The following is an 18,424-nucleotide window of genomic DNA, read 5'->3' as shown; positions in this document are numbered from 1 at the left end:
AGTGTTGCTTACTCGATGAAGGTAACCACGCCATCCTTCAGCGATTTCACGCGAGCCAGCGACTCGACGCGATAACCCTGCGAATCCAGCTCCGCACGGCCACCCTGGAACGACTTCTCGATCACGATGCCCAGGCCCGCGACGGTGGCGCCGGCCTGTTTGATGATCGAGATCAGCGCCTGGGACGCCTTACCGTTGGCCAGGAAGTCGTCGATGATCAGCACACGGTCGCTGCTGGTCAGGTGACGCGGGGAGATGGCCACGGTGCTTTCGGTTTTCTTGGTGAACGAGTAAACGGTCGCCGACAGCAGGTTTTCAGTCAGGGTCAGGGACTGTTGCTTGCGGGCGAAGATCACCGGCACGCCGAGGTTCAGACCGGTCATGATCGCCGGGGCGATGCCCGAGGCTTCGATGGTGACGATCTTGGTGATGCCGGAATCCTTGAACAGCGAGGCGAATTCGTCGCCGATCAGCTTCATCAGGGCCGGGTCGATCTGGTGGTTCAGGAAGGCGTCGACCTTCAGGACCTGGTCGGAAAGCACAATGCCTTGTTCGCGGATTTTCTGGTGCAATGCTTCCATGAAGCTGTCCTCATTTGGCGCTTTGTGCGCCGAAGGTCTAGTAAAAAGTGGTCAATTCTAGCGCTTTAACATCGCGCGTATATCAGCCAGTGCGCTGTTGCCCCGCACGGCTTTGACTTCGGTCGGTGTGTCGTCGTTGCCTTCCCAGGCCAGGTCGTCCGGCGGCAGCTCATCAAGGAAGCGGCTTGGCGCGCAGTCGATGATCTCGCCGTACTGTTTGCGCTTGGCGGCGAAGGTAAACGCGAGGGTCTGGCGCGCGCGGGTAATGCCCACGTAGGCCAGGCGGCGTTCTTCTTCGATGGTGTCGGCTTCGATGCTGGAGCGGTGCGGGAGGATTTCCTCTTCCATGCCCATGATGAACACGTAGGGGAATTCCAGGCCCTTGGACGCATGCAGGGTCATCATCTGCACGCCTTCGGCGCCGTCTTCCTCTTCCTGCTGACGTTCCAGCATGTCACGCAGGACGAGTTTGCCGATGGCGTCCTCGACGGTCATTTCGCCGTCTTCGTCTTTTTCCAGGGTGTTCTTCAAGGCTTCGATCAGGAACCAGACGTTGCTCATCCGGTAGTCCGCAGCCTTGTCGCTGGAGCTGTTGGTGCGCAGCCAGTTCTCGTAGTCGATGTCCATGACCATGCTGCGCAGGGCGGAGATCGGGTCTTCGCCGGCGCACTGCTCGCGCACCTTGTCCATGAAACGCTTGAAGCGCGACAGACGGTCGGTGAAGCGGCTGTCCAGATGTTCGCCCAGACCGAGTTCGTCGGTGGCGGCGTACATCGAGATCTTGCGTTCGGTGGCGTAGTTGCCGAGCTTTTCCAAAGTCGTCGAGCCGATTTCCCGGCGCGGCACGTTGATCACCCGCAGGAAGGCGTTGTCGTCGTCCGGGTTCACGATCAGGCGGAAGTAGGCCATCAGGTCTTTCACTTCCTGACGACCGAAGAAACTGTTGCCGCCGCTCAGACGGTACGGCACCTGATGGTGCTGCAGTTTCAACTCGATCAGCTTGGCCTGGTAGTTGCCGCGATAGAGGATCGCGAAGTCGCTGTACGGGCGGTCGGTGCGCAAGTGCAGGCTGAGGATTTCCATGGCCACGCGCTCGGCTTCGGCGTCCTCGTTGCGGCAGCGGATCACGCGGATCTCGTCGCCGTGGCCCATCTCACTCCACAGCTGCTTTTCGAATTCGTGCGGGTTGTTCGAGATCAGCACGTTGGCGCAGCGCAGGATGCGGCTGGTGGAGCGGTAGTTCTGCTCCAGCATCACCACTTTCAGGGACGGATAGTCGTCCTTGAGCAGCATAAGGTTTTCCGGTCGCGCGCCGCGCCAGGCGTAGATCGACTGGTCGTCGTCGCCCACCACGGTGAACTGGTTGCGTTTGCCGATGAGCATTTTCACCAGCAGGTACTGGCTGGCGTTGGTGTCCTGGTATTCGTCGACCAGCAGGTAACGCACCTTGTTCTGCCATTTTTCGAGGATGTCGGCGTGCTCTTCGAAGAGTTTCACCGGCAGCAGGATCAGGTCGTCGAAGTCCACCGCGTTGAACGCCTTGAGCGTGCGCTGATAGTGGGTGTAGACGATGGCGGCGGTCTGTTCCTTGGGGTTGCGGGCGTTTTCCAGGGCCTGGGCCGGCAGGATCAGGTCGTTTTTCCAGGCGCCGATCATGTTCTTGATCTCGTCGACGCCGTCGTCGCCTGCATATTCCTTCTGCATGATGTCGGTCATCAGCGACTTGACGTCGGTTTCATCGAAGATCGAGAAACCGGGTTTGTAGCCCAGCCGTTCATGTTCCTTGCGGATGATGTTCAGGCCCAGGTTGTGGAAGGTGCAGACCGTCAGCCCGCGTCCTTCACCTGGACGCAGCAGGGTGCCGACACGTTCTTTCATCTCGCGCGCGGCCTTGTTGGTGAAGGTCATGGCGACGATGTACTGGGCGCGGATGCCGCAGTTCTGGATCAGGTGCGCAATCTTGCGCGTGATCACGCTGGTCTTGCCGGAGCCAGCACCGGCGAGCACCAATAGAGGGCCGCCGACGTAGTTCACGGCTTCTTGCTGCCGGGGATTGAGTCGGGACATACGAAAATTCGGGAGTCGTTGACGAAATGGGCCGGCATTTTAACAGGCTCAGCGATTTGTGCTGCTCTCTCCGACTTGTGACGCAGCACGCGATTCAAATTTGCCGGTTTTGTTACTTTCACGCAGGATGCGCGGTGATTTTGCGGCTAATGTTCTCATTCGTGACACAAAATAACGTTTTGATAACCGTTGTCGTTTGGTCATTGGTTGCCGCAACGGCATAATGCCCGCCGCCCACATCATTGCAGAGTCTAGGGAGTCAGCTTGACTACGCCTGTCGAACCCTTGCGTTTGCTGCTACTGGCCGAAGAGCCAGCGTGGACAGCGTTATTGCGCGAGTGTCTGGCGCCGTTGGGAAGTACGGCGGTGCTGATCAGCGCGCCGAGCTGGGAGTCGGTCAGCAGCCTGTTCGAAGACAACCGCCACGCGGTGTTGTTGACCGTTCCCGCGTTGCAGCCGGCGCCCGGCCGTTGCAGCCTGCCGACGGTGTTGCTGTTGGAACACGAGCCGGCGACCGCGCCCGACGGCGTCAGCGACTGGCTGGTGTTCGATGCCCTCGATCCCGGCATGCTCCGGCGTTGCCTGCGGCATGTGCGCGAACGCGGCGTGCTGGAAAACACCCTGCAACGCCTGGCCGAACAGGATCCGCTGACCGGCATCGCCAACCGCCAGGGCTTCCAGACCCTGCTGACGGCGCGCCTCGCCGAAAACGACGGTCGCGGCCTGGCCCTCGGGCACCTTGATCTCGACAACTTCCGTCACGCCAACGACGCCCTTGGCCACCAGGCCGGCGACCGCCTGATCCTGCAAGTCGTCGCACGGCTGAAAAGTCAGCTGGAAGTCGGCGATCAACTGGCGCGCCTCGGCAGCGATGAATTCGCCCTGCTGATCGACACCCGCCGCGCCCCGCAACGGGCGGAATGGATGGCCGAACGCATCACCGAAGCCCTGGCCGAACCTTACTGGGTCGACGGCGAAAGCCTGCTGATTGGCTCCAGCCTGGGCATCGCCCATGCCCGCGCCCAGGGTGGCGCCGATCCGCTGATGTGGCACGCGCATATCGCCATGCAGCAGGCCAAGAGCACTCAGGGCTGCACCTTTCACATCTTCAACGAGCGGATCAACCGCAACGCGCGGAGCATGGCCGACCTCGAAAGCGAACTGCGCCGGGCCTTGCGTCGTGACGAGCTGGAGCTGCATTACCAGCCGCGCCTGAACCTGCAGGACGGCCAGATCGTCGGCCTCGAAGCGCTGGTGCGCTGGCGCCACAGCGAACGCGGCCTGCTACCACCGAGCGAATTCGTGCCGCTGGCCGAGCAGAGCGGTCTGATCGTGCCGCTGGGTTACTGGGTGATTTCCCGGGCCCTGCGCGACATGCAGGCGTTGCGCGAGCGCGGACTGCCGGCGCTGCACATGGCGATCAACCTGTCGTTCCGCCAGTTTCAGGACAGCCAGTTGCTGCCGACGCTCAGCCGTCTGATCGCCGAGCGCGGCGTCGAGGCGCAGTGGCTGGAATTCGAACTCACCGAAACCGCCGTGATGCGCCGCAGCGATCTGGTCAAGCAGACCATGGACGCCCTCGGTCGCCTCGGCGTGCGATTTTCGCTGGATGATTTCGGCACCGGGTTCTCATCGTTCGTGCACCTCAACAGCCTGCCGATCACCTTGCTGAAGATCGACAAGAGCTTTGTCGGCGGCATGGAGCAGCGTGAAGAGAACCGCAAACTGGTGCACGCGATGATCAATCTCGCGCACAACCTGCACCTGGAAGTGGTGGCCGAAGGGGTGGAAACCCGGGAGCAACTGGATCTGTTGCGCGGGTTTGGCTGTGATCAGGTGCAGGGTTACCTGATCAGCAAGCCGTTACCGTTGGCGGAACTGGTTGAATATCTGGTGGTTGACGCCAGCCAGCCGCCGCTGGGTATCGTGGTTTAGCCTCAAATCCCTGTGGGAGCGAGCTTGCTTCCACAGGGAAACTCATTCCGGCTGAGCGATCTTGAAGCCTTGAGATTGCGGCTCGAGCCGAATCATCCGCTTCATCTTCCATTCGAACGCCAGCGTCAGGCTCACCGCCGCGCAGGCCAGCCCCAGCGCCAGACCCCACCAGACGCCGGTCGGCCCCCAGTGCAGATGGAACGCCATCAGCCACGCCGCCGGCGCACCGATCAGCCAGTAGCAAACGAGCCCGACCAGGAATGTGGTCTTGGCATCCTTGAGCCCGCGGATGCAGCCCATGGCAATCGTCTGCGTGCCGTCGAACAGCTCGAACCACGCCGCCACGGCCAGCAGGCTGACGGCCAGACGAATCACCTCGGCAAACGCCGGGTCGTTATGGTCGAGGAACAAACCGACCAACTGATTCGGCAGCAACCAGAACACCATCGCAAACCCCAGCATTACCACCGCACCAAAGACGATGCCGACCCGTCCCGACATCCGCGCATCGTTCAATTGCCCGGCGCCGTAATGCTGGCCGACGCGCATGGTGATCGCATACGACATCCCCGCCGGAACCATGAATGCCACCGAGACAATTTGCAGGGCGATCTGATGCGCCGCCAGTTGCGTGCTGCCCATGGTGCCCATGCACAGCGCCGCGAAGGCGAACAGCCCGACTTCCACCGCGTAGGTGCCGCCGATAGGCAGGCCCAGGCGCCAGAGTTCTTTCAAATACTGCCGATTTGGCCGCGACAGACCTTCGCGAAGCGGGTAGGCGTCATAGGCCGGATGCCGGCGAATGTGCCAGGCCAGCGCCAGTGCCATGCAGTTGGCAACGATCGCCGTGACCAGACCGATACCGGTCAGCCCGAGTTTCGGCAGGCCGAACAGGCCGGTGATCAGCGCGTAGTTGAGCAGGAAGTTGGCCACCGTACCGGCGAGGCTGATGACCATCACCGGCGTTGCCCGGCCGATGGCGCTGGTGAAGCCGCGCAAGGCCATGAAGCTCAGGTAGCCGGGCAGGGCGAACGGCAGGGCGATCAGAAATTGCCCGGCGGCGTTGACGTTGGTCTCGGTCTGGCCGAATAGCAAGAGCACCGGTTTCAGATTCCACAACAGCAGCCCGGCACCGAGCGCCATCAGCCACGCCAGCCACAATCCGGCCTGGGTCAGGCGGGCGGCGCCGATGATGTCGCCGGCGCCCTGACGAATCGCCACCAGAGTGCCGACCGCCGCGATCACGCCGATGCAGAAGATCGACACGAACGAATAGCTCGCCGCGCCCAGACCGCCACCGGCCAGCGCTTCGGGACTGAGGCGCGCCATCATCAGGGTGTCGGTCAGCACCATCAGCATGTGCGCCAACTGCGAGGCGATCAACGGCCCCGCCAGCCGCAGGATGGCCCAGAGTTCGGTACGCACAGGACGCTGCATGGCGTTCACATCCTTATAAAAGAGGGAGCAAGAGACTGTCGATTCTCAGGGTTTGGCGCAGGTTGCACAAAGGGATAAAAAGGATGGATGGCATGATTAAAACTCATCCTGCCGTGATTCTGCTAAGTTGGCGCAATCCCGCCATAGGAGCGCTGTGCATGTCCCGTCGTCTTCCACCCTTGTATGCCCTGCGCGCATTCGAAGCGGCGGCCCGCCACAGTTCGTTCACCCGGGCAGCCGAAGAGTTGTCGATCACTCAAAGTGCGGTGAGCCGGCACATCCGCACGCTCGAAGAGCATTTCGCCTGCCGCTTGTTTCACCGCAGCGGGCGCAACCTGCAACTGACCGAGTCTGCGCGCCTGCTGCTGCCGGGCATCCGTGATGGCTTTGCCGCGTTGGAGCGGGCCTGCAATACCTTGCGCGCCGAAGATGACATCCTGCGCATGAAAGCCCCGTCGACCCTGACCATGCGCTGGTTGCTGGCGCGGCTCAGTCGCTTCCGCCATTTGCAGCCGGGCAACGAGGTGCAACTGACCAGCGCGTGGATGGACGTAGACTCCGTGGACTTCAACAACGAGCCATTCGATTGCGCGGTGTTGCTCAGTGACGGGCATTTCCCGCCGGACTGGGAAGCCAGCCTGCTGTTTCCGGAGGAGCTGATTCCGGTTGGCGCGCCAAATCTGCTCAACGATCAGCCGTGGGACGTGGCGCGGCTGGCCAGCGCCGAGCTGCTGCACCCGACGCCGGATCGCCGGGACTGGCGCAGTTGGCTGGAACACATGGGACTGTCGGAACAGGTGTCGCTCAAGGGCGGGCAGGTGTTCGACACCCTGGAGCTGGGCATGATCGCGGCAGCCCGTGGCTATGGGGTGTCCATGGGCGATCTGCTGATGGTGGCCGAAGACGTTGCGCAAGGACGCTTGAGTCTGCCCTGGCCGACGGCGGTCGCCAGCGGACTGAATTATTACCTGGTGTGGCCAAAGACCCGTCCGGGAGGTGAACGTTTGCGCCGCCTCAGCGACTTCCTGCAAGGCGAAGTCCGCGCCATGACGCTGCCGGCGGTCACGCGCTTGAGCTGAATCGTTCGAGCCTGCACAATGCCGGCCTTTCGCCATAACCCTGCTGTTCGCTCAAGTATTCGGTTTTACCGCCGAATACGTGCATGTGGAACCGTCGTGCCGGTTACCACGATTCACCCCCATTAGAAAATTATCCGAGCTGCGATCAAGGAGGATCGGAAGTTCGGCCAGGAGCTGTCCATGTCTCAACCTCGCGCTCGGATCGCCTCGCAGCTGGGCCTCGCGCTCGCCGTGATACTGGCGATTGTCATCAGCGGCAGTACAGTCTTTGCTTTGCGTTCGCTGGATACCGCCAACCTCGCCACTCGTGAGGAGCACCTCGCCAGTGAAGCGCGTCTGCTCGCCGACCAATTGAGCACCTTCCACGGCACGCTGCGCGAAAGCACCCAGCGCCTGAGCGGGCTGTTCGAGAAGCGCTTCAGCGCCGGCCTGAGCATTCATCCGAGCGAACCGGTGACCGTGGCCGGCACCCAGACGCCGGGCCTGCACCTGGGCAGCGAAGTGTTGAACAACAACTTCAAGGAAGTCGACGAGTTCAAGCAGATGACGGCGGGCGTTGCCACGCTGTTCGTGCGCAGCGGCGAAGACTTCATTCGCGTCAGCACCTCCCTGAGCAAACAGGACGGCACCCGCGCCATCGGCACCGTGCTCGACCACGCGCACCCGGCCTATGCGAAGTTGATGGCAGGGCAGGGGTACGTTGGCCGCGCCTTGCTGTTCGATCGTTCCTACATGACTCAGTACACCCCGGTGCGTGACAGCAGCGGCAAGGTGATTGCCGTGTTGTTTGTCGGCTTCGATTACACCGACGCGCAGAACGCCCAGTTCGCCAATCTCAAGCGCTTCCGCATCGGCCAGACCGGTTCGCTGGCATTGCTGGACGAGAAAAACCAATGGCTGGTGGCCCCGGCGGGCGTGCAGGCGCTGGATCAAGCGATTCCGGTAATCAACGATCTGGCGAAAGCGCCGGGTAAAGGCCGGTTCTGGAGCGACAAGTCCGAAGACTTTTACAGCATCGCCGTGCCGTTCGAGGGTGGGCCGTGGTCGGTAGTGGCGAGCATGCCGAAGGCGGAGATTCGCGCGGTGACCTGGAGCGTCGGCACTCAGCTGGCCATCGGCAGTCTGCTGGCGATGCTGCTGGCGGTGGGCTCGGTGGTCTGGTTGCTGCGCAGCAAGCTGGCGCCTTTGGGGGATCTGGTGCGTCAGGCTGAAGCCCTGGGTGCCGGTGATCTGAGCGTGCGCCTGAGCGTGTCGAGCAACGACGAGATCGGTCAGCTGGCTCGCGCGTTCAACCAGATGAGTCAGGCACTGTCGACCATGGTCGAGCACATCCGCCGCGCTTCGGAAGAGGTCAACCGCCGGGCTCAAGCGCTGTCCGGTCTGTCTGGCGGCGCCTATGAAGGCATGGAGCAACAATCCGGCGAAATCACCAGCATGGCCGGCGCCGTTGAAGAGTTCTCCGCCACTTCGCTGAACATTGCCGACAACATGGGCAACACCCAGCGTCTTGCCCAGGAAAACGCCCAGCAGACCCAGATCGGTCGCACGTCGATGGAGGAAGCGTCTTCCTCGCTGGAGCAGATTGCCGGCGCACTGAACACCACCGCGACCGTGATCAACACGCTCGGTCAGCGTTCCCAGGAAATCGGCGGCATCGTCAGCGTGATCACCTCGATTGCCGAACAGACCAACCTGCTGGCACTCAACGCCGCCATCGAAGCGGCCCGTGCCGGCGAGCAGGGTCGCGGCTTTGCCGTGGTGGCCGACGAGGTGCGCAGTCTGGCTTCGCGTACCCGTCAGGCGACGGATGAAATTTCCAGCATGATTCACAGCATTCAGCAGGAAACCGGCAACGCCATCAGCAACATGGAGCAGGGCAATCTGCTGATGCAGGAAGGGCTGTCGCGCAACGCCAACGTCGCTTCGGCGCTGGCGCGCATTGACGAGCAAAGTCGCTCGGCGGGTGAGCAGTTTGCCGCGATCACCACCGCGACTCAGGAGCAGAGCAGCACCGCGACTTTGCTCAGCAGCAACTTGCAGAGCATCGCGATGGCCAACAGCGAGCAGCGCGAAGTGGTATCGAACCTGGCCATCACCGCCAAGGAACTGGAAGGCCTCGCAGCCGACCTGCGCCAGGAAGTCGACCGCTTCCGGTGAGGCGTCTCTGAAATAGCTATCGCGAGCAGGCTCGCTCCCACAGGTTTTTTGTTGGACCTGTGAGAGCGAGCCTGCTTGCGTTTGGGCCCGCCACGACCTCGACACTTACTGAGTCGCCGGCCGATACTGCAACGCTTCGGCCAGATGCTCGCGACTGATATCTGCGCACTTTTCGAGATCCGCCAGCGTCCGCGCGACCTTGAGCAGCCGGTGCGCCGAGCGCAGCGACAAGGTCAATCTTTCGCACGCGTTCTCCAGCCAGGTTTCATCGGCTGTGGATAACTTGCAGTGCTTCTTCAGCCCCGGCAAATCGAGAAACGCATTGGCGCAACCCTGGCGTTTTTGCTGACGCTCGCGGGCCTCAGCGACCCGCGTGGCCGCGCTGGCGCTGTCCTCTCCCGGTTTTACCGCAGGGTTCAGCGCTGTCGCCTCCCGCGCTACTGTCAGGTGCAAATCGATCCGGTCCAGCAACGGCCCCGACAGTTTGTTGCGATAGCGCTGCACCATGTCCGGCGTGCACGAGCATTTGCCGCTCGGTTCGCCGAGATATCCACAGGGGCAGGGATTCATCGCCGCCACCAATTGGAATCTCGCGGGAAACCGCACCCGTTCCTTGGCCCTTGCGATCACGATGCAGCCGGATTCCAGCGGTTCGCGCAGCACCTCCAGCACCTTGCGATCAAACTCGGGCAGCTCATCGAGAAACAGCACGCCGTGATGGGCGAGGGTGATTTCGCCGGGCTGAGGTTTTGAACTGCCACCGACCAATGCCGGCCCGGAAGCCGAGTGATGCGGTTGGCGGAACGGGCGTTGCGGCCAGTGAGTCAGCGGCGCGCCGCTGGCGACGGATTGAATCGCCGCCACTTCCAGCGCTTCACTCTCGGTCAGCGGTGGCAGCAGCCCTGGCAAACGACTGGCCAGCAATGTCTTGCCCGTCCCCGGTGGCCCGCTGAGCAGCAGGTTGTGGGCACCGGCGGCGGCAATCAGCAGCGCCCGTTTGGCCGCCAGTTGGCCCTGTACTTCATTCAGGTCGGGATAGGGTTTCGCTGCGTGGATCAGCCCATCCGAGACATAAGGCTCGACCGGTGTATGCCCGTTGAAATGCGCCACAGCCTCCAGCAGATGATCCACCGCAATCACCCTCAGCCCCGACGCCAGACACGCCTCTTCGGCATTCGCCCGCGGCACCACCAGCGTCCGCCCGGCCTTGCGCGCTGCCAGTGCCGCCGGCAACACCCCGCGCACCGCCCGCACGGCGCCGGACAACGCCAGTTCGCCAAGGCACTCCACATCATCCAGCGTCAACGTCGGCACCTGCACACTCGCCGACAGAATCCCCAGCGCAATCGCCAGATCGAACCGCCCGCCATCCTTGGGCAGATCCGCCGGTGCCAGATTCAGAGTGATCCGCCGCGCCGGAAACTGCAGCCCGGAATTGATGATCGCACTGCGCACCCGATCCTTGCTCTCTTTCACCGCCGCTTCGGGCAGGCCGACCATGGTCAGCGAGGGCAAACCGTTGGCCAGGTGAACTTCGACGGTGACGGCGGGAGCATCCACGCCTATCTGGGCGCGGCTGTGGACGATGGCGAGGGACATGGTCGTTCCTTGAGTTGAATCGGGGGGCCGCTTCCTGCGGGTTTTTGAAGGGTAGTTGAGCGGGGTTCTAGCGTTTGAGTAGAGGTTTACAAGACGTATCAGAAAGCGGTTGTGCGGGCCTATGCACTCACGCTGAAGCGTTGACTCTCGAGAAGTATTAAAGGATTCTCGCGCTCGAGGACTGCAATTGCGCATCTGTCGGGACTGGGCACCAGCAAGGCTCCCCCGCATTTTTGGCAGTAGAGAAGCTGGTTTCTCTGAAGTAGTGACGACGGGCCAGTCCGTTGGATTCTGAACCCAAGGCCATAAAGCCAGGAGCTAAGGAATCGCTGCGACTACTCCTCCAAATACAAAAAAGGCGTCCTGTCGGACGCCTTTTTCTTTTTCTGATTCAGTATCTTCTGCCTGCCAATAGACCACTTGGCTCAAGCTCAGGTCCGCACGTAACGGCGACTTCAATATACCTCCGTTGATTGGCTGACATATTTCCAGCCAGTCGGAGTGCTTCGAGGTGTAGTTCCACAACCTGAAGTAGCTTTGCCTTTCGCTTTTTTGGGCTCATACGCACCTCGTGCGATTGGATTTCTGATTTGGATGTTATTGACCGTCCAGAGAAATGACAACAGAAGATAGCCACCAGAGAGCGTGCAGCGAAATCAGACGCGGGGGACGTGTTTTGTAGGACGCTACTTCTGTGAGTGGAGGATTTTGGAGTAGCGGGTTGAAGATTTTTGAAACGAAAAGGTCACCTCAGTGACACACCTGAAATGACCATAAGTCGCGCTGCTGAATGGGTGATAAGGCATTCAGATCAACTGCCTGGCCTTTCTCCACCAAGAACTTATCAGTGAGTGTTTTAACTGTTCCCGTTCTACCACCATCAACGGCACATCCTGCAACCGAATCCACGGCTGGTTATTCCAGTGCAGCAAACTCAACGACATCTCGGGCCAATTCAGCAGGCTTAGCTGTGGGCGTTCGCTTGTTGTGGGGTGCTGGGCGTCGCGCAGGGTGGGGATGACCTGATGGGTGAGCCATTCGCGTAGCGCTCGGTATTCGGGGCAGTAGTGATAGACGAGGAGGGCGTAGATGCCGGATTCGCTAATCAGGAGGGTGTTTTCGATCTGGTTGTGGATCAGGGTTTTGCGGGTTTGGTATTGGTCGGGGTCGAGTTTTCGCAGCATGCGTTCGTTAAGGTAAATGTGCAGCAGGCGGCCCAGGTCGCGGGCAGAGAACCAGGGTTGGTTCTGGATGAGGAGGGCGTGAAGGTGGAGTTTGTGGCGGGTGAAAACCTGAGGAGTGAGATACGTATCTTCGTTATTCATTGAACAGCTCCTTTTGCTTTAGGGCTGCCCTCAATTGTCGCCAAACAATTGGGTGGCAGTCGTACGCGGGTTGGCGAACCGGAGCAAAAGGGACCCGGCAGACCCGAAGGTCTCCCACGCACAACCGCCATGACTCGATGTGGCGGTAAACATAACCGCCATCATGGTTGTCGTGCGCCTTAAGCTTTCCGGGTCGCCAAACCCAGTGCTGAACATTCAGCATTGGGTGAGCATAGGAATCAGGGCTTCACGACGCAATCGGACGGCGGGGTTGCAAGCTGTAGGATTCTGCCGAGATTCGGCAGCGAATCCTGAATGGCGGGAAGGTCGTTCCGACCTTCATTCGCGGGCAAGCCCGCTCCCACAAGGGGCCGCATTCACAAAGACACGAGGTGTTACTCAGCCGGCGGCGTCAGCTTCGCTTCCAGCTCAGCCACCTTCGCCTCAAGGCTCTCGAGCCGGGCGCGAGTACGCGCCAGCACCACCATCTGACTGTCAAACTCTTCGCGGCTCACCAGGTCCAGTTTGCTGAAGGCACTTTGCAGCAGCATCTTGAACTGGCTTTCGATTTCGGCTTTTGGCAACGGCGTGTCGCCGCTGAGCAGGCGGGAGGCGGTGCCGCTCAGGGCGTCGAGGAAGTCTTTGGGCGCGAGCATGGGATATGTCCTGGAAACAATGGCCGGCAGTGTATCACGCAGTGTCTATAGTCATTGGCGCAGGCACGGATGCACGCTTTTCGCGCAACGGGATGCACGGCCACGCACCGTTGTTGTGCGTATCCGGAGTGCCATTTGGGTGATGGCATCTGTGGCAGCGGCCAAGGGATTGAAATCAGTGGTTTTTGGCGAGATGGCAAGCTTTCTGCTTAGTCACCCTCGACCCATGCACTGATGCAGTCGCTGTGACGAATGCAGTGCGGCAGACGGAGCGGGGAGTTTCGTCTGGAGCGGTTAGCTGGCGTCGACAACGAAGCGTTACAAAGCCAGGCACTGCGCTTAGACTTGAGTCGGGTTTGTTTTCCTGGGGCAAGTCCACCAATTCGGGAGAGAGTTTCATGAAGCTAGTCACTGCCATCATCAAGCCGTTCAAGTTGGACGACGTGCGCGAGTCGCTGTCCGAAATCGGCGTGCAGGGCATTACCGTTACTGAAGTCAAAGGCTTCGGTCGGCAGAAGGGTCACACCGAGCTGTATCGCGGCGCGGAGTATGTGGTCGATTTTCTGCCCAAGGTGAAAATCGACGTTGCCATCGACGACAAGGATCTGGATCGGGTTATCGAGGCGATAACCAAGGCTGCCAACACCGGCAAGATCGGTGACGGCAAGATCTTCGTGGTCAATCTGGAACAGGCGATCCGCATCCGTACCGGCGAAACCGATACCGACGCGATCTAAACGCCGCCACAAACCCAACGCCCCAGGAGAAAACAATATGACTCTGCGTAAATTCGCAGGGCTAGGAGCCCTGTTGTCTATCGTAATGCCCGGCCTGGCCATGGCGGCAGACGAAGTGGCAGCCCCAGTCCTGAACTCCGGCGACACCGCCTGGATGCTGACCTCCACAGCCCTCGTGCTGTTCATGACCATTCCCGGCCTCGCGCTGTTCTACGGCGGCATGGTGCGGTCGAAAAACATTCTTTCCGTGATGATGCAGTGCTTCGCCATTACCGGTCTGATCAGCGTCCTGTGGGTCATTTATGGCTACAGCATCGCGTTCGACACCACCGGCATGGAGCAGGGCGTCGTCAACTTCAATTCGTTCGTGGGCGGTTTCGGCAAGGCGTTCCTGGCCGGCGTCACCCCAGCGAGCCTGACCGGCCCGGCGGCGCTGTTCCCCGAGGCGGTCTTCATCACCTTCCAGATGACCTTCGCGATCATCACTCCGGCGCTGATCGTCGGTGCGTTCGCCGAGCGGATGAAGTTCTCCGCGATGCTGATCTTCATGGGCATCTGGTTCACCCTTGTCTACGCACCGATCGCGCACATGGTCTGGTCCGGCAACGGCGGCCTGATGTGGGACTGGGGCGTGCTCGACTTCGCCGGCGGCACCGTGGTGCACATCAACGCCGGTGTGGCCGGTCTGATTGCCTGCCTGGTACTGGGTAAACGCAAAGGTTTCCCGACCACCCCGATGGCGCCACACAATCTGGGTTACACCCTGATGGGCGCGGCGATGCTGTGGGTCGGCTGGTTCGGCTTCAACGCCGGCTCCGCTGCGGCCGCCAACGGCACTGCCGGCATGGCGATGCTGGTGACCCAGATCGCGACCGCCGCTGCTGCATTGGGCTGGATGTTCGCCGAGTGGATCACTCACGGCAAACCAAGCGCACTGGGTATCGCATCCGGCGTCGTTGCAGGTCTGGTCGCGATCACTCCGGCCGCTGGCACCGTGGGCCCGATGGGCGCACTGGTGATCGGTCTGGCAGCAGGCGTGGTGTGCTTCTTCTGCGCCACCACCCTGAAACGCAAACTCGGTTATGACGACTCCCTGGACGCCTTCGGCGTGCACGGTATTGGCGGTATCCTCGGCGCGATCCTGACCGGTGTGTTCGCTGCACCGTCGCTGGGTGGCTTCGGCACCGTTACCGACATCGCCGCACAAGTCTGGATTCAGTGCAAAGGCGTCGGCTTCACCGTGATCTACACCGCGATCGTCACCTTCATCATCCTCAAGGTGCTGGATGCCGTGATGGGTCTGCGCGTAACCGAGGAAGAAGAATCGGTCGGCCTGGATCTGGCACAACACAACGAGCGCGGCTACAACCTGTAAGCACGCGCCGCAAAAAACTTGCCCGGCTTGCCGGGCATTTTTTTATCTGGAATTTGTCTTCCCTGATACAGCTGAAAGGATTTTTCGTACTGCTTTGGTCGTGTTTACGACGAGTGTTTTTCTGCGGCCAAAGTCTTACATCATTGAAGGAATATTAGGGCCTTTGTTTTTTTCCAGAGCGCGCTAGAATGCGCCCCGAACGTGCGGAGAACTGTATGTGGCAACAGACTCTGATAACCCTGCGGGCACGGCCCCGGGGCTTTCATCTGGTGACGGACGAGTTGCTCGCCGGTCTGCCTGAACTCAAGGCATGCCGGGTCGGTCTGTTGCATTTGTGGCTGCAGCATACCTCGGCGTCGTTGACCATCAACGAGAACGCCGATCCGGCGGTACGTCGCGACTTCGAACGATTTTTCAATCGTCTGATCCCACAAGGAACAGACGGCTATGAGCATAACGACGAAGGCCTGGACGACCTCCCGGCGCACTTCAAGGCCAGCGTGCTGGGCTGTCAGATCAGTTTGCCGGTAACGGCGGGTCGACTGGCACTGGGCACCTGGCAAGGCGTTTACCTGGGCGAGCACCGTGATCATGGCGGTGCCCGTAAAGTCCTCGCCACCTTGCACGGTGAAGGGGCATAAACCGTTGGTCACCAATGGTTACTGATTTTTTTCCGGCGACTTTCGACAGTCGCCAAAGCTGGTCTATAACTAATCTGCTTTTCGCAAGTCATGAGGTAGAACATGAGCGACGATGATCTGGAAAACGACGACCTCGAAGTAGGCGACGAAGACGAGGCCGAAGACGGTCTGGAAGCAGCAGCGGAAGACGCTGCTGAAGACGATGGCGGTGACGATACGCCGGTCCCGGCTGCCAAAGGCAAGGCCAAGGCGGCGGTGTCGGTCGACGAGTTGCCGAGCATCGAAGCCAAGAACAAGGAGCGCGATGCCCTGGCCAAGGCCATGGAAGAGTTCCTTGCGCGCGGCGGCAAGGTGCAGGAAGTGGAGGCCAACGTGGTCGCCGATCCGCCCAAGAAGCCGGACAACAAGTACGGCAGCCGCCCTATCTGAGGCGTGGCGCTTGCTTGCTGAAAAAGCCCGCCGTCGCTGCGGGCTTTTTCATGGGCGAAAGAAAATCAGCCGCGGCTGTTCCAGCGGGCGAGCACCGCGGGCAGATCGTTCAGGCTGCGAATCTCGGCATCCGGCTGGCGCTCCGCTTCCCAGACCTTGCCGGCGGGGTTGAACCAGATCGCTCGCAGACCGGCCTGCTGCGCCCCGGCGATGTCGTCCCCCGGGTGATCGCCGATATGCACGGCGGCTTCGGCGCTCACGCCACCGCGCTGCAACGCTTCATGGAACAGTCGCACATCCGGCTTGGCGATGCCGATGTCTTCGGCGCACAGCGCAAACTTGAAGTAGTCCGCCAGTCCGAGACGACGGACATCGGCGTTGCCATTGGTGACCACCCCGAGGGCGTAGTGTTTGGCGAGAGTTTCCAGAATCGGCTCGACTTCCGGGAACACCTCGATCTGATGCCGCGCATGCAGAAACACTTCAAAACTCTTGTCCGCCAGATCCGACGCTTCGCTGTGGGCGTATCCGGCTTCCTCCAGCGCATGGAACAGCACTCGCCGGCGCAGCGCGCTGATGCGGTGTTTCAGTCCCGGTTCATTGGCCAGTACCCGCTCACGGATCGACCACAGATGCTCCACCGGTACCGCGCCCAGATTCGGCGCATGCTCGCTCAGCCATTCGCGCAAAACCGCTTCGGCGCTGAAGATCACCGGGGCGGTGTCCCACAGGGTGTCGTCGAGGTCGAAGGTGATCAACTGGATGCTCATGAATCGTCGCCTTTCATGCGTTTGGCCCGTGGATGGGCGCTGTCGTAGACCGCCGCCAGGTGCTGGAAGTCCAGGTGGGTATAGATCTGGGTGGTCTTGATGTCCGAGTGGCCGAGCAATTCCTGCACCGCGCGCAGGTCTTGGGAGGACTCGAGCAAATGGCTGGCGAAGGAGTGCCGCAGCATGTGCGGGTGCAGGTTCTGCCCCAGTTCGCGCTCGCCGGCCAGTTTGACCCGCACCTGAATCGCGCGCGGGCCGAGGCGTCGGCCCTGCTGGCTGACGAATACCGCGTCGTCCGCCGGATTGGTCAGCGCCCGCAACGGCAGCCATTGCTCCAGTGCTTCCCGGGCTTTTTTGCCGACCGGCAACAGGCGCGTCTTGCTGCCCTTGCCGAGTACCTGAACCAGGCCGTCGGCCAGATCGAGCTGATCGAGATTGAGCCCGGTCAGCTCCGACAGGCGCAGGCCGGAAGAATAGAACAGCTCCAGAATCGCCTGATCGCGCCGCGCGAGAAAATCGTCCTCGACCGCACCTTCAAGCAGTTGCAGGGCGCGGTCCGTGTCGAGGGTTTTCGGCAGGCGGCGTTCGCCTTTGGGCGGTGCCAGGCCGGTGGCCGGATCGTGGTCGCAGAGGCCTTCGCGATTCAGATAGTGATAGAGCCCGCGCACCGCCGAGAGCAGGCGCGCCAGACTGCGCGAGGACTGGCCCTGGGCATGCAGGCGGGCGATCAGGCTGCGCAGACGCTGAATGTCCAGCGCCTGCCAACTGCCGATGTTCTGTTTGATGCACCAGCCGAGGACTTTGTCGAGGTCGCGGCGGTAGGCCGACAGCGTGTGTGGCGACACCTGCCGCTCACTGCGCAGGTGTTCGCAGTAAGCGTCCAGTTGTCGTTCCATGCTCAGCGTACCGAGCGCAGGGAGCTGTTGACCCGTGGCAGCACGCGACCCATGACTTCGGCGATGTAGCTGAGGAACAGCGTGCCGACCGAGCTCTTGTAGTGCTGCGGATCACGGCTGGCGATGGCCAGGATTCCGTGGATGCCCTGGTGGCTGACGGCGACCACGGCGGTGGAGCCGATCTGCTTGCGCTGTTCTTCGCCGAACAGGAAGTCCAGCTCGTGCTCACGCAGGCTGCCGCTGACGCTCTTGCCTTCGGTGAGCAACCCGCCGATGGCCGTCTGCGCGTCGGCGTGGGTCACCCAGCGGCCGACCGGGGCCGGGTTGTCGCCGAGCAGAATCAGGCTGACAAAGGGCACCTGAAAATCCTGGCGCAGGCTGTCTTCGACGCTGATCACCACATCTTCCAGAGTGGCAGCGTCCATCAGGGCGAGGATCAGGCGACGGGTCTTGTCGAACAGGCGATCGTTGTCCCGAGCGACGTCCATCAAATGCGAGAGGCGATGGCGCATCTCGATGTTGCGGTCGCGCAGGATGGCCATCTGGCGCTCGACCAGCGAAACGGTATCGCCGCGCTGATGGGGGATACGCAGGGACGGCAGCAGTTCTTCATGCTCGACGAAGAAGTCCGGATGAGCCTCCAGGTACGCGGCAACTGCTGCCGCCTCCAGGCTCTCGGACGCTGATTCACCGGACTGTCGGGCGGGTACCTGAGGCTTATCGGTCATGGCTTCTGCTCA

Annotated in this window: 16 protein-coding genes and 1 pseudogene; 8 read left to right on the top strand and 9 right to left on the bottom strand. The window is 61.3% G+C overall.

The window, feature by feature from the left end:
- Positions 1 to 8: 8 nt before the first annotated feature.
- Positions 9 to 581 carry a xanthine phosphoribosyltransferase gene (locus BMZ46_RS15975; protein WP_007920398.1) on the bottom strand — a complete coding sequence of 191 codons (573 nt, stop codon included), beginning with the start codon at positions 579 to 581 and terminating at the stop codon, positions 9 to 11.
- A gap of 57 nt (positions 582 to 638) precedes the next feature.
- Entirely contained in the window at positions 639 to 2,648 is a 2,010-nt protein-coding gene (gene rep / locus BMZ46_RS15970; protein WP_039765244.1) for a DNA helicase Rep, read from the bottom strand.
- 264 nt (positions 2,649 to 2,912) lie between these two features.
- Here rep and BMZ46_RS15965 point away from each other — a divergent pair, with 264 nt between their 5' ends.
- On the top strand, positions 2,913 to 4,583 hold the full coding sequence (locus tag BMZ46_RS15965) for a putative bifunctional diguanylate cyclase/phosphodiesterase (protein WP_039765245.1): 1,671 nt from the start codon (positions 2,913 to 2,915) through the stop codon (positions 4,581 to 4,583).
- A gap of 42 nt (positions 4,584 to 4,625) precedes the next feature.
- Here the strand turns inward: BMZ46_RS15965 and BMZ46_RS15960 are convergent, their stop codons facing one another.
- Positions 4,626 to 6,020, bottom strand: a complete 1,395-nt coding sequence (locus BMZ46_RS15960; protein ID WP_074690005.1) for a NorM family multidrug efflux MATE transporter — start codon at positions 6,018 to 6,020, stop codon at positions 4,626 to 4,628.
- Between the two features lie 158 nt (positions 6,021 to 6,178).
- Here BMZ46_RS15960 and BMZ46_RS15955 point away from each other — a divergent pair, with 158 nt between their 5' ends.
- From BMZ46_RS15955 to BMZ46_RS29835, 3 genes and pseudogenes are all read left to right on the top strand, one after another.
- Positions 6,179 to 7,099, top strand: a complete 921-nt coding sequence (locus BMZ46_RS15955; RefSeq protein WP_039765247.1) for a LysR substrate-binding domain-containing protein — start codon at positions 6,179 to 6,181, stop codon at positions 7,097 to 7,099.
- 180 nt (positions 7,100 to 7,279) lie between these two features.
- Positions 7,280 to 8,401 (top strand): annotated as a pseudogene (locus BMZ46_RS29840) (Cache 3/Cache 2 fusion domain-containing protein); the annotation flags it as partial.
- Entirely contained in the window at positions 8,396 to 9,256 is an 861-nt protein-coding gene (locus BMZ46_RS29835) for a methyl-accepting chemotaxis protein (RefSeq protein WP_371855392.1), read from the top strand. The pseudogene BMZ46_RS29840 and the gene BMZ46_RS29835, both read left to right, overlap by 6 nt.
- 105 nt (positions 9,257 to 9,361) lie before the next feature.
- Here the strand turns inward: BMZ46_RS29835 and BMZ46_RS15945 are convergent, their stop codons facing one another.
- From BMZ46_RS15945 to BMZ46_RS15935, 3 genes are all read right to left on the bottom strand, one after another.
- A complete protein-coding gene (locus BMZ46_RS15945; protein WP_074690007.1) occupies positions 9,362 to 10,855 on the bottom strand; it encodes a YifB family Mg chelatase-like AAA ATPase in 1,494 nt (497 codons plus the stop codon).
- A gap of 806 nt (positions 10,856 to 11,661) precedes the next feature.
- Entirely contained in the window at positions 11,662 to 12,180 is a 519-nt protein-coding gene (locus tag BMZ46_RS15940) for a BRO-N domain-containing protein (protein ID WP_039765253.1), read from the bottom strand.
- Positions 12,181 to 12,575: 395 nt separating this feature from the next.
- The gene (locus BMZ46_RS15935; RefSeq protein WP_074690009.1) at positions 12,576 to 12,836 is read right to left on the bottom strand and encodes an accessory factor UbiK family protein; all 261 of its coding nucleotides are present in this window, start codon (positions 12,834 to 12,836) and stop codon (positions 12,576 to 12,578) included.
- A 398-nt stretch (positions 12,837 to 13,234) separates the two neighbouring features.
- Here BMZ46_RS15935 and glnK point away from each other — a divergent pair, with 398 nt between their 5' ends.
- From glnK to sutA, 4 genes are all read left to right on the top strand, one after another.
- Positions 13,235 to 13,573 carry a P-II family nitrogen regulator gene (glnK, locus tag BMZ46_RS15930; RefSeq protein WP_002555808.1) on the top strand — a complete coding sequence of 113 codons (339 nt, stop codon included), beginning with the start codon at positions 13,235 to 13,237 and terminating at the stop codon, positions 13,571 to 13,573.
- A 37-nt stretch (positions 13,574 to 13,610) separates the two neighbouring features.
- Positions 13,611 to 14,948 carry an ammonium transporter gene (locus BMZ46_RS15925; RefSeq protein WP_007951904.1) on the top strand — a complete coding sequence of 446 codons (1,338 nt, stop codon included), beginning with the start codon at positions 13,611 to 13,613 and terminating at the stop codon, positions 14,946 to 14,948.
- Positions 14,949 to 15,163: 215 nt separating this feature from the next.
- A complete protein-coding gene (locus BMZ46_RS15920; RefSeq protein ID WP_039765261.1) occupies positions 15,164 to 15,589 on the top strand; it encodes a secondary thiamine-phosphate synthase enzyme YjbQ in 426 nt (141 codons plus the stop codon).
- Between the two features lie 102 nt (positions 15,590 to 15,691).
- Positions 15,692 to 16,018 (top strand): transcriptional regulator SutA, encoded by a 327-nt coding sequence (sutA, locus tag BMZ46_RS15915; RefSeq protein ID WP_039765264.1) that lies wholly within the window; start codon positions 15,692 to 15,694, stop codon positions 16,016 to 16,018.
- Between the two features lie 65 nt (positions 16,019 to 16,083).
- Here sutA and BMZ46_RS15910 read toward each other — a convergent pair whose 3' ends face one another.
- From BMZ46_RS15910 to BMZ46_RS15900, 3 genes are read right to left on the bottom strand one after another with little or no spacing between them, the layout of a single operon-like run.
- Positions 16,084 to 16,788 (bottom strand): HAD family hydrolase, encoded by a 705-nt coding sequence (locus BMZ46_RS15910; RefSeq protein ID WP_074690011.1) that lies wholly within the window; start codon positions 16,786 to 16,788, stop codon positions 16,084 to 16,086.
- On the bottom strand, positions 16,785 to 17,684 hold the full coding sequence (gene xerC, locus BMZ46_RS15905; protein WP_074690013.1) for a tyrosine recombinase XerC: 900 nt from the start codon (positions 17,682 to 17,684) through the stop codon (positions 16,785 to 16,787). Before xerC ends, BMZ46_RS15910 begins: the two co-directional genes overlap by 4 nt.
- A gap of 2 nt (positions 17,685 to 17,686) precedes the next feature.
- The gene (locus BMZ46_RS15900; RefSeq protein ID WP_007951894.1) at positions 17,687 to 18,412 is read right to left on the bottom strand and encodes a DUF484 family protein; all 726 of its coding nucleotides are present in this window, start codon (positions 18,410 to 18,412) and stop codon (positions 17,687 to 17,689) included.
- Between the last annotated feature and the right edge of the window lie 12 nt (positions 18,413 to 18,424).

Origin of the sequence: Pseudomonas sp. NFIX49, assembly GCF_900115915.1 — a bacterium.
GTDB lineage: Bacteria > Pseudomonadota > Gammaproteobacteria > Pseudomonadales > Pseudomonadaceae > Aquipseudomonas > Aquipseudomonas pharyngis.
This window is presented reverse-complemented; position numbering and strand designations above follow the sequence as displayed.

What these genes read in the sequence shown, in the direction of transcription:
- BMZ46_RS15960 (WP_074690005.1), bottom strand. Translation starts at nt 6,020, where the DNA reads ATGCAGCGTCCTGTGCGTACCGAACTCTGGGCCATCCTGCGGCTGGCG.
- BMZ46_RS15900 (WP_007951894.1), bottom strand. Translation starts at nt 18,412, where the DNA reads ATGACCGATAAGCCTCAGGTACCCGCCCGACAGTCCGGTGAATCAGCG.
- BMZ46_RS15975 (WP_007920398.1), bottom strand. Translation starts at nt 581, where the DNA reads ATGGAAGCATTGCACCAGAAAATCCGCGAACAAGGCATTGTGCTTTCC.
- BMZ46_RS15940 (WP_039765253.1), bottom strand. Translation starts at nt 12,180, where the DNA reads ATGAATAACGAAGATACGTATCTCACTCCTCAGGTTTTCACCCGCCAC.
- BMZ46_RS15925 (WP_007951904.1), top strand. Translation starts at nt 13,611, where the DNA reads ATGACTCTGCGTAAATTCGCAGGGCTAGGAGCCCTGTTGTCTATCGTA.
- BMZ46_RS29835 (WP_371855392.1), top strand. Translation starts at nt 8,396, where the DNA reads ATGAGTCAGGCACTGTCGACCATGGTCGAGCACATCCGCCGCGCTTCG.
- BMZ46_RS15945 (WP_074690007.1), bottom strand. Translation starts at nt 10,855, where the DNA reads ATGTCCCTCGCCATCGTCCACAGCCGCGCCCAGATAGGCGTGGATGCT.
- BMZ46_RS15920 (WP_039765261.1), top strand. Translation starts at nt 15,164, where the DNA reads ATGTGGCAACAGACTCTGATAACCCTGCGGGCACGGCCCCGGGGCTTT.
- BMZ46_RS15955 (WP_039765247.1), top strand. Translation starts at nt 6,179, where the DNA reads ATGTCCCGTCGTCTTCCACCCTTGTATGCCCTGCGCGCATTCGAAGCG.
- BMZ46_RS15935 (WP_074690009.1), bottom strand. Translation starts at nt 12,836, where the DNA reads ATGCTCGCGCCCAAAGACTTCCTCGACGCCCTGAGCGGCACCGCCTCC.
- glnK (WP_002555808.1), top strand. Translation starts at nt 13,235, where the DNA reads ATGAAGCTAGTCACTGCCATCATCAAGCCGTTCAAGTTGGACGACGTG.
- BMZ46_RS15910 (WP_074690011.1), bottom strand. Translation starts at nt 16,788, where the DNA reads ATGAGCATCCAGTTGATCACCTTCGACCTCGACGACACCCTGTGGGAC.
- rep (WP_039765244.1), bottom strand. Translation starts at nt 2,648, where the DNA reads ATGTCCCGACTCAATCCCCGGCAGCAAGAAGCCGTGAACTACGTCGGC.
- xerC (WP_074690013.1), bottom strand. Translation starts at nt 17,684, where the DNA reads ATGGAACGACAACTGGACGCTTACTGCGAACACCTGCGCAGTGAGCGG.
- sutA (WP_039765264.1), top strand. Translation starts at nt 15,692, where the DNA reads ATGAGCGACGATGATCTGGAAAACGACGACCTCGAAGTAGGCGACGAA.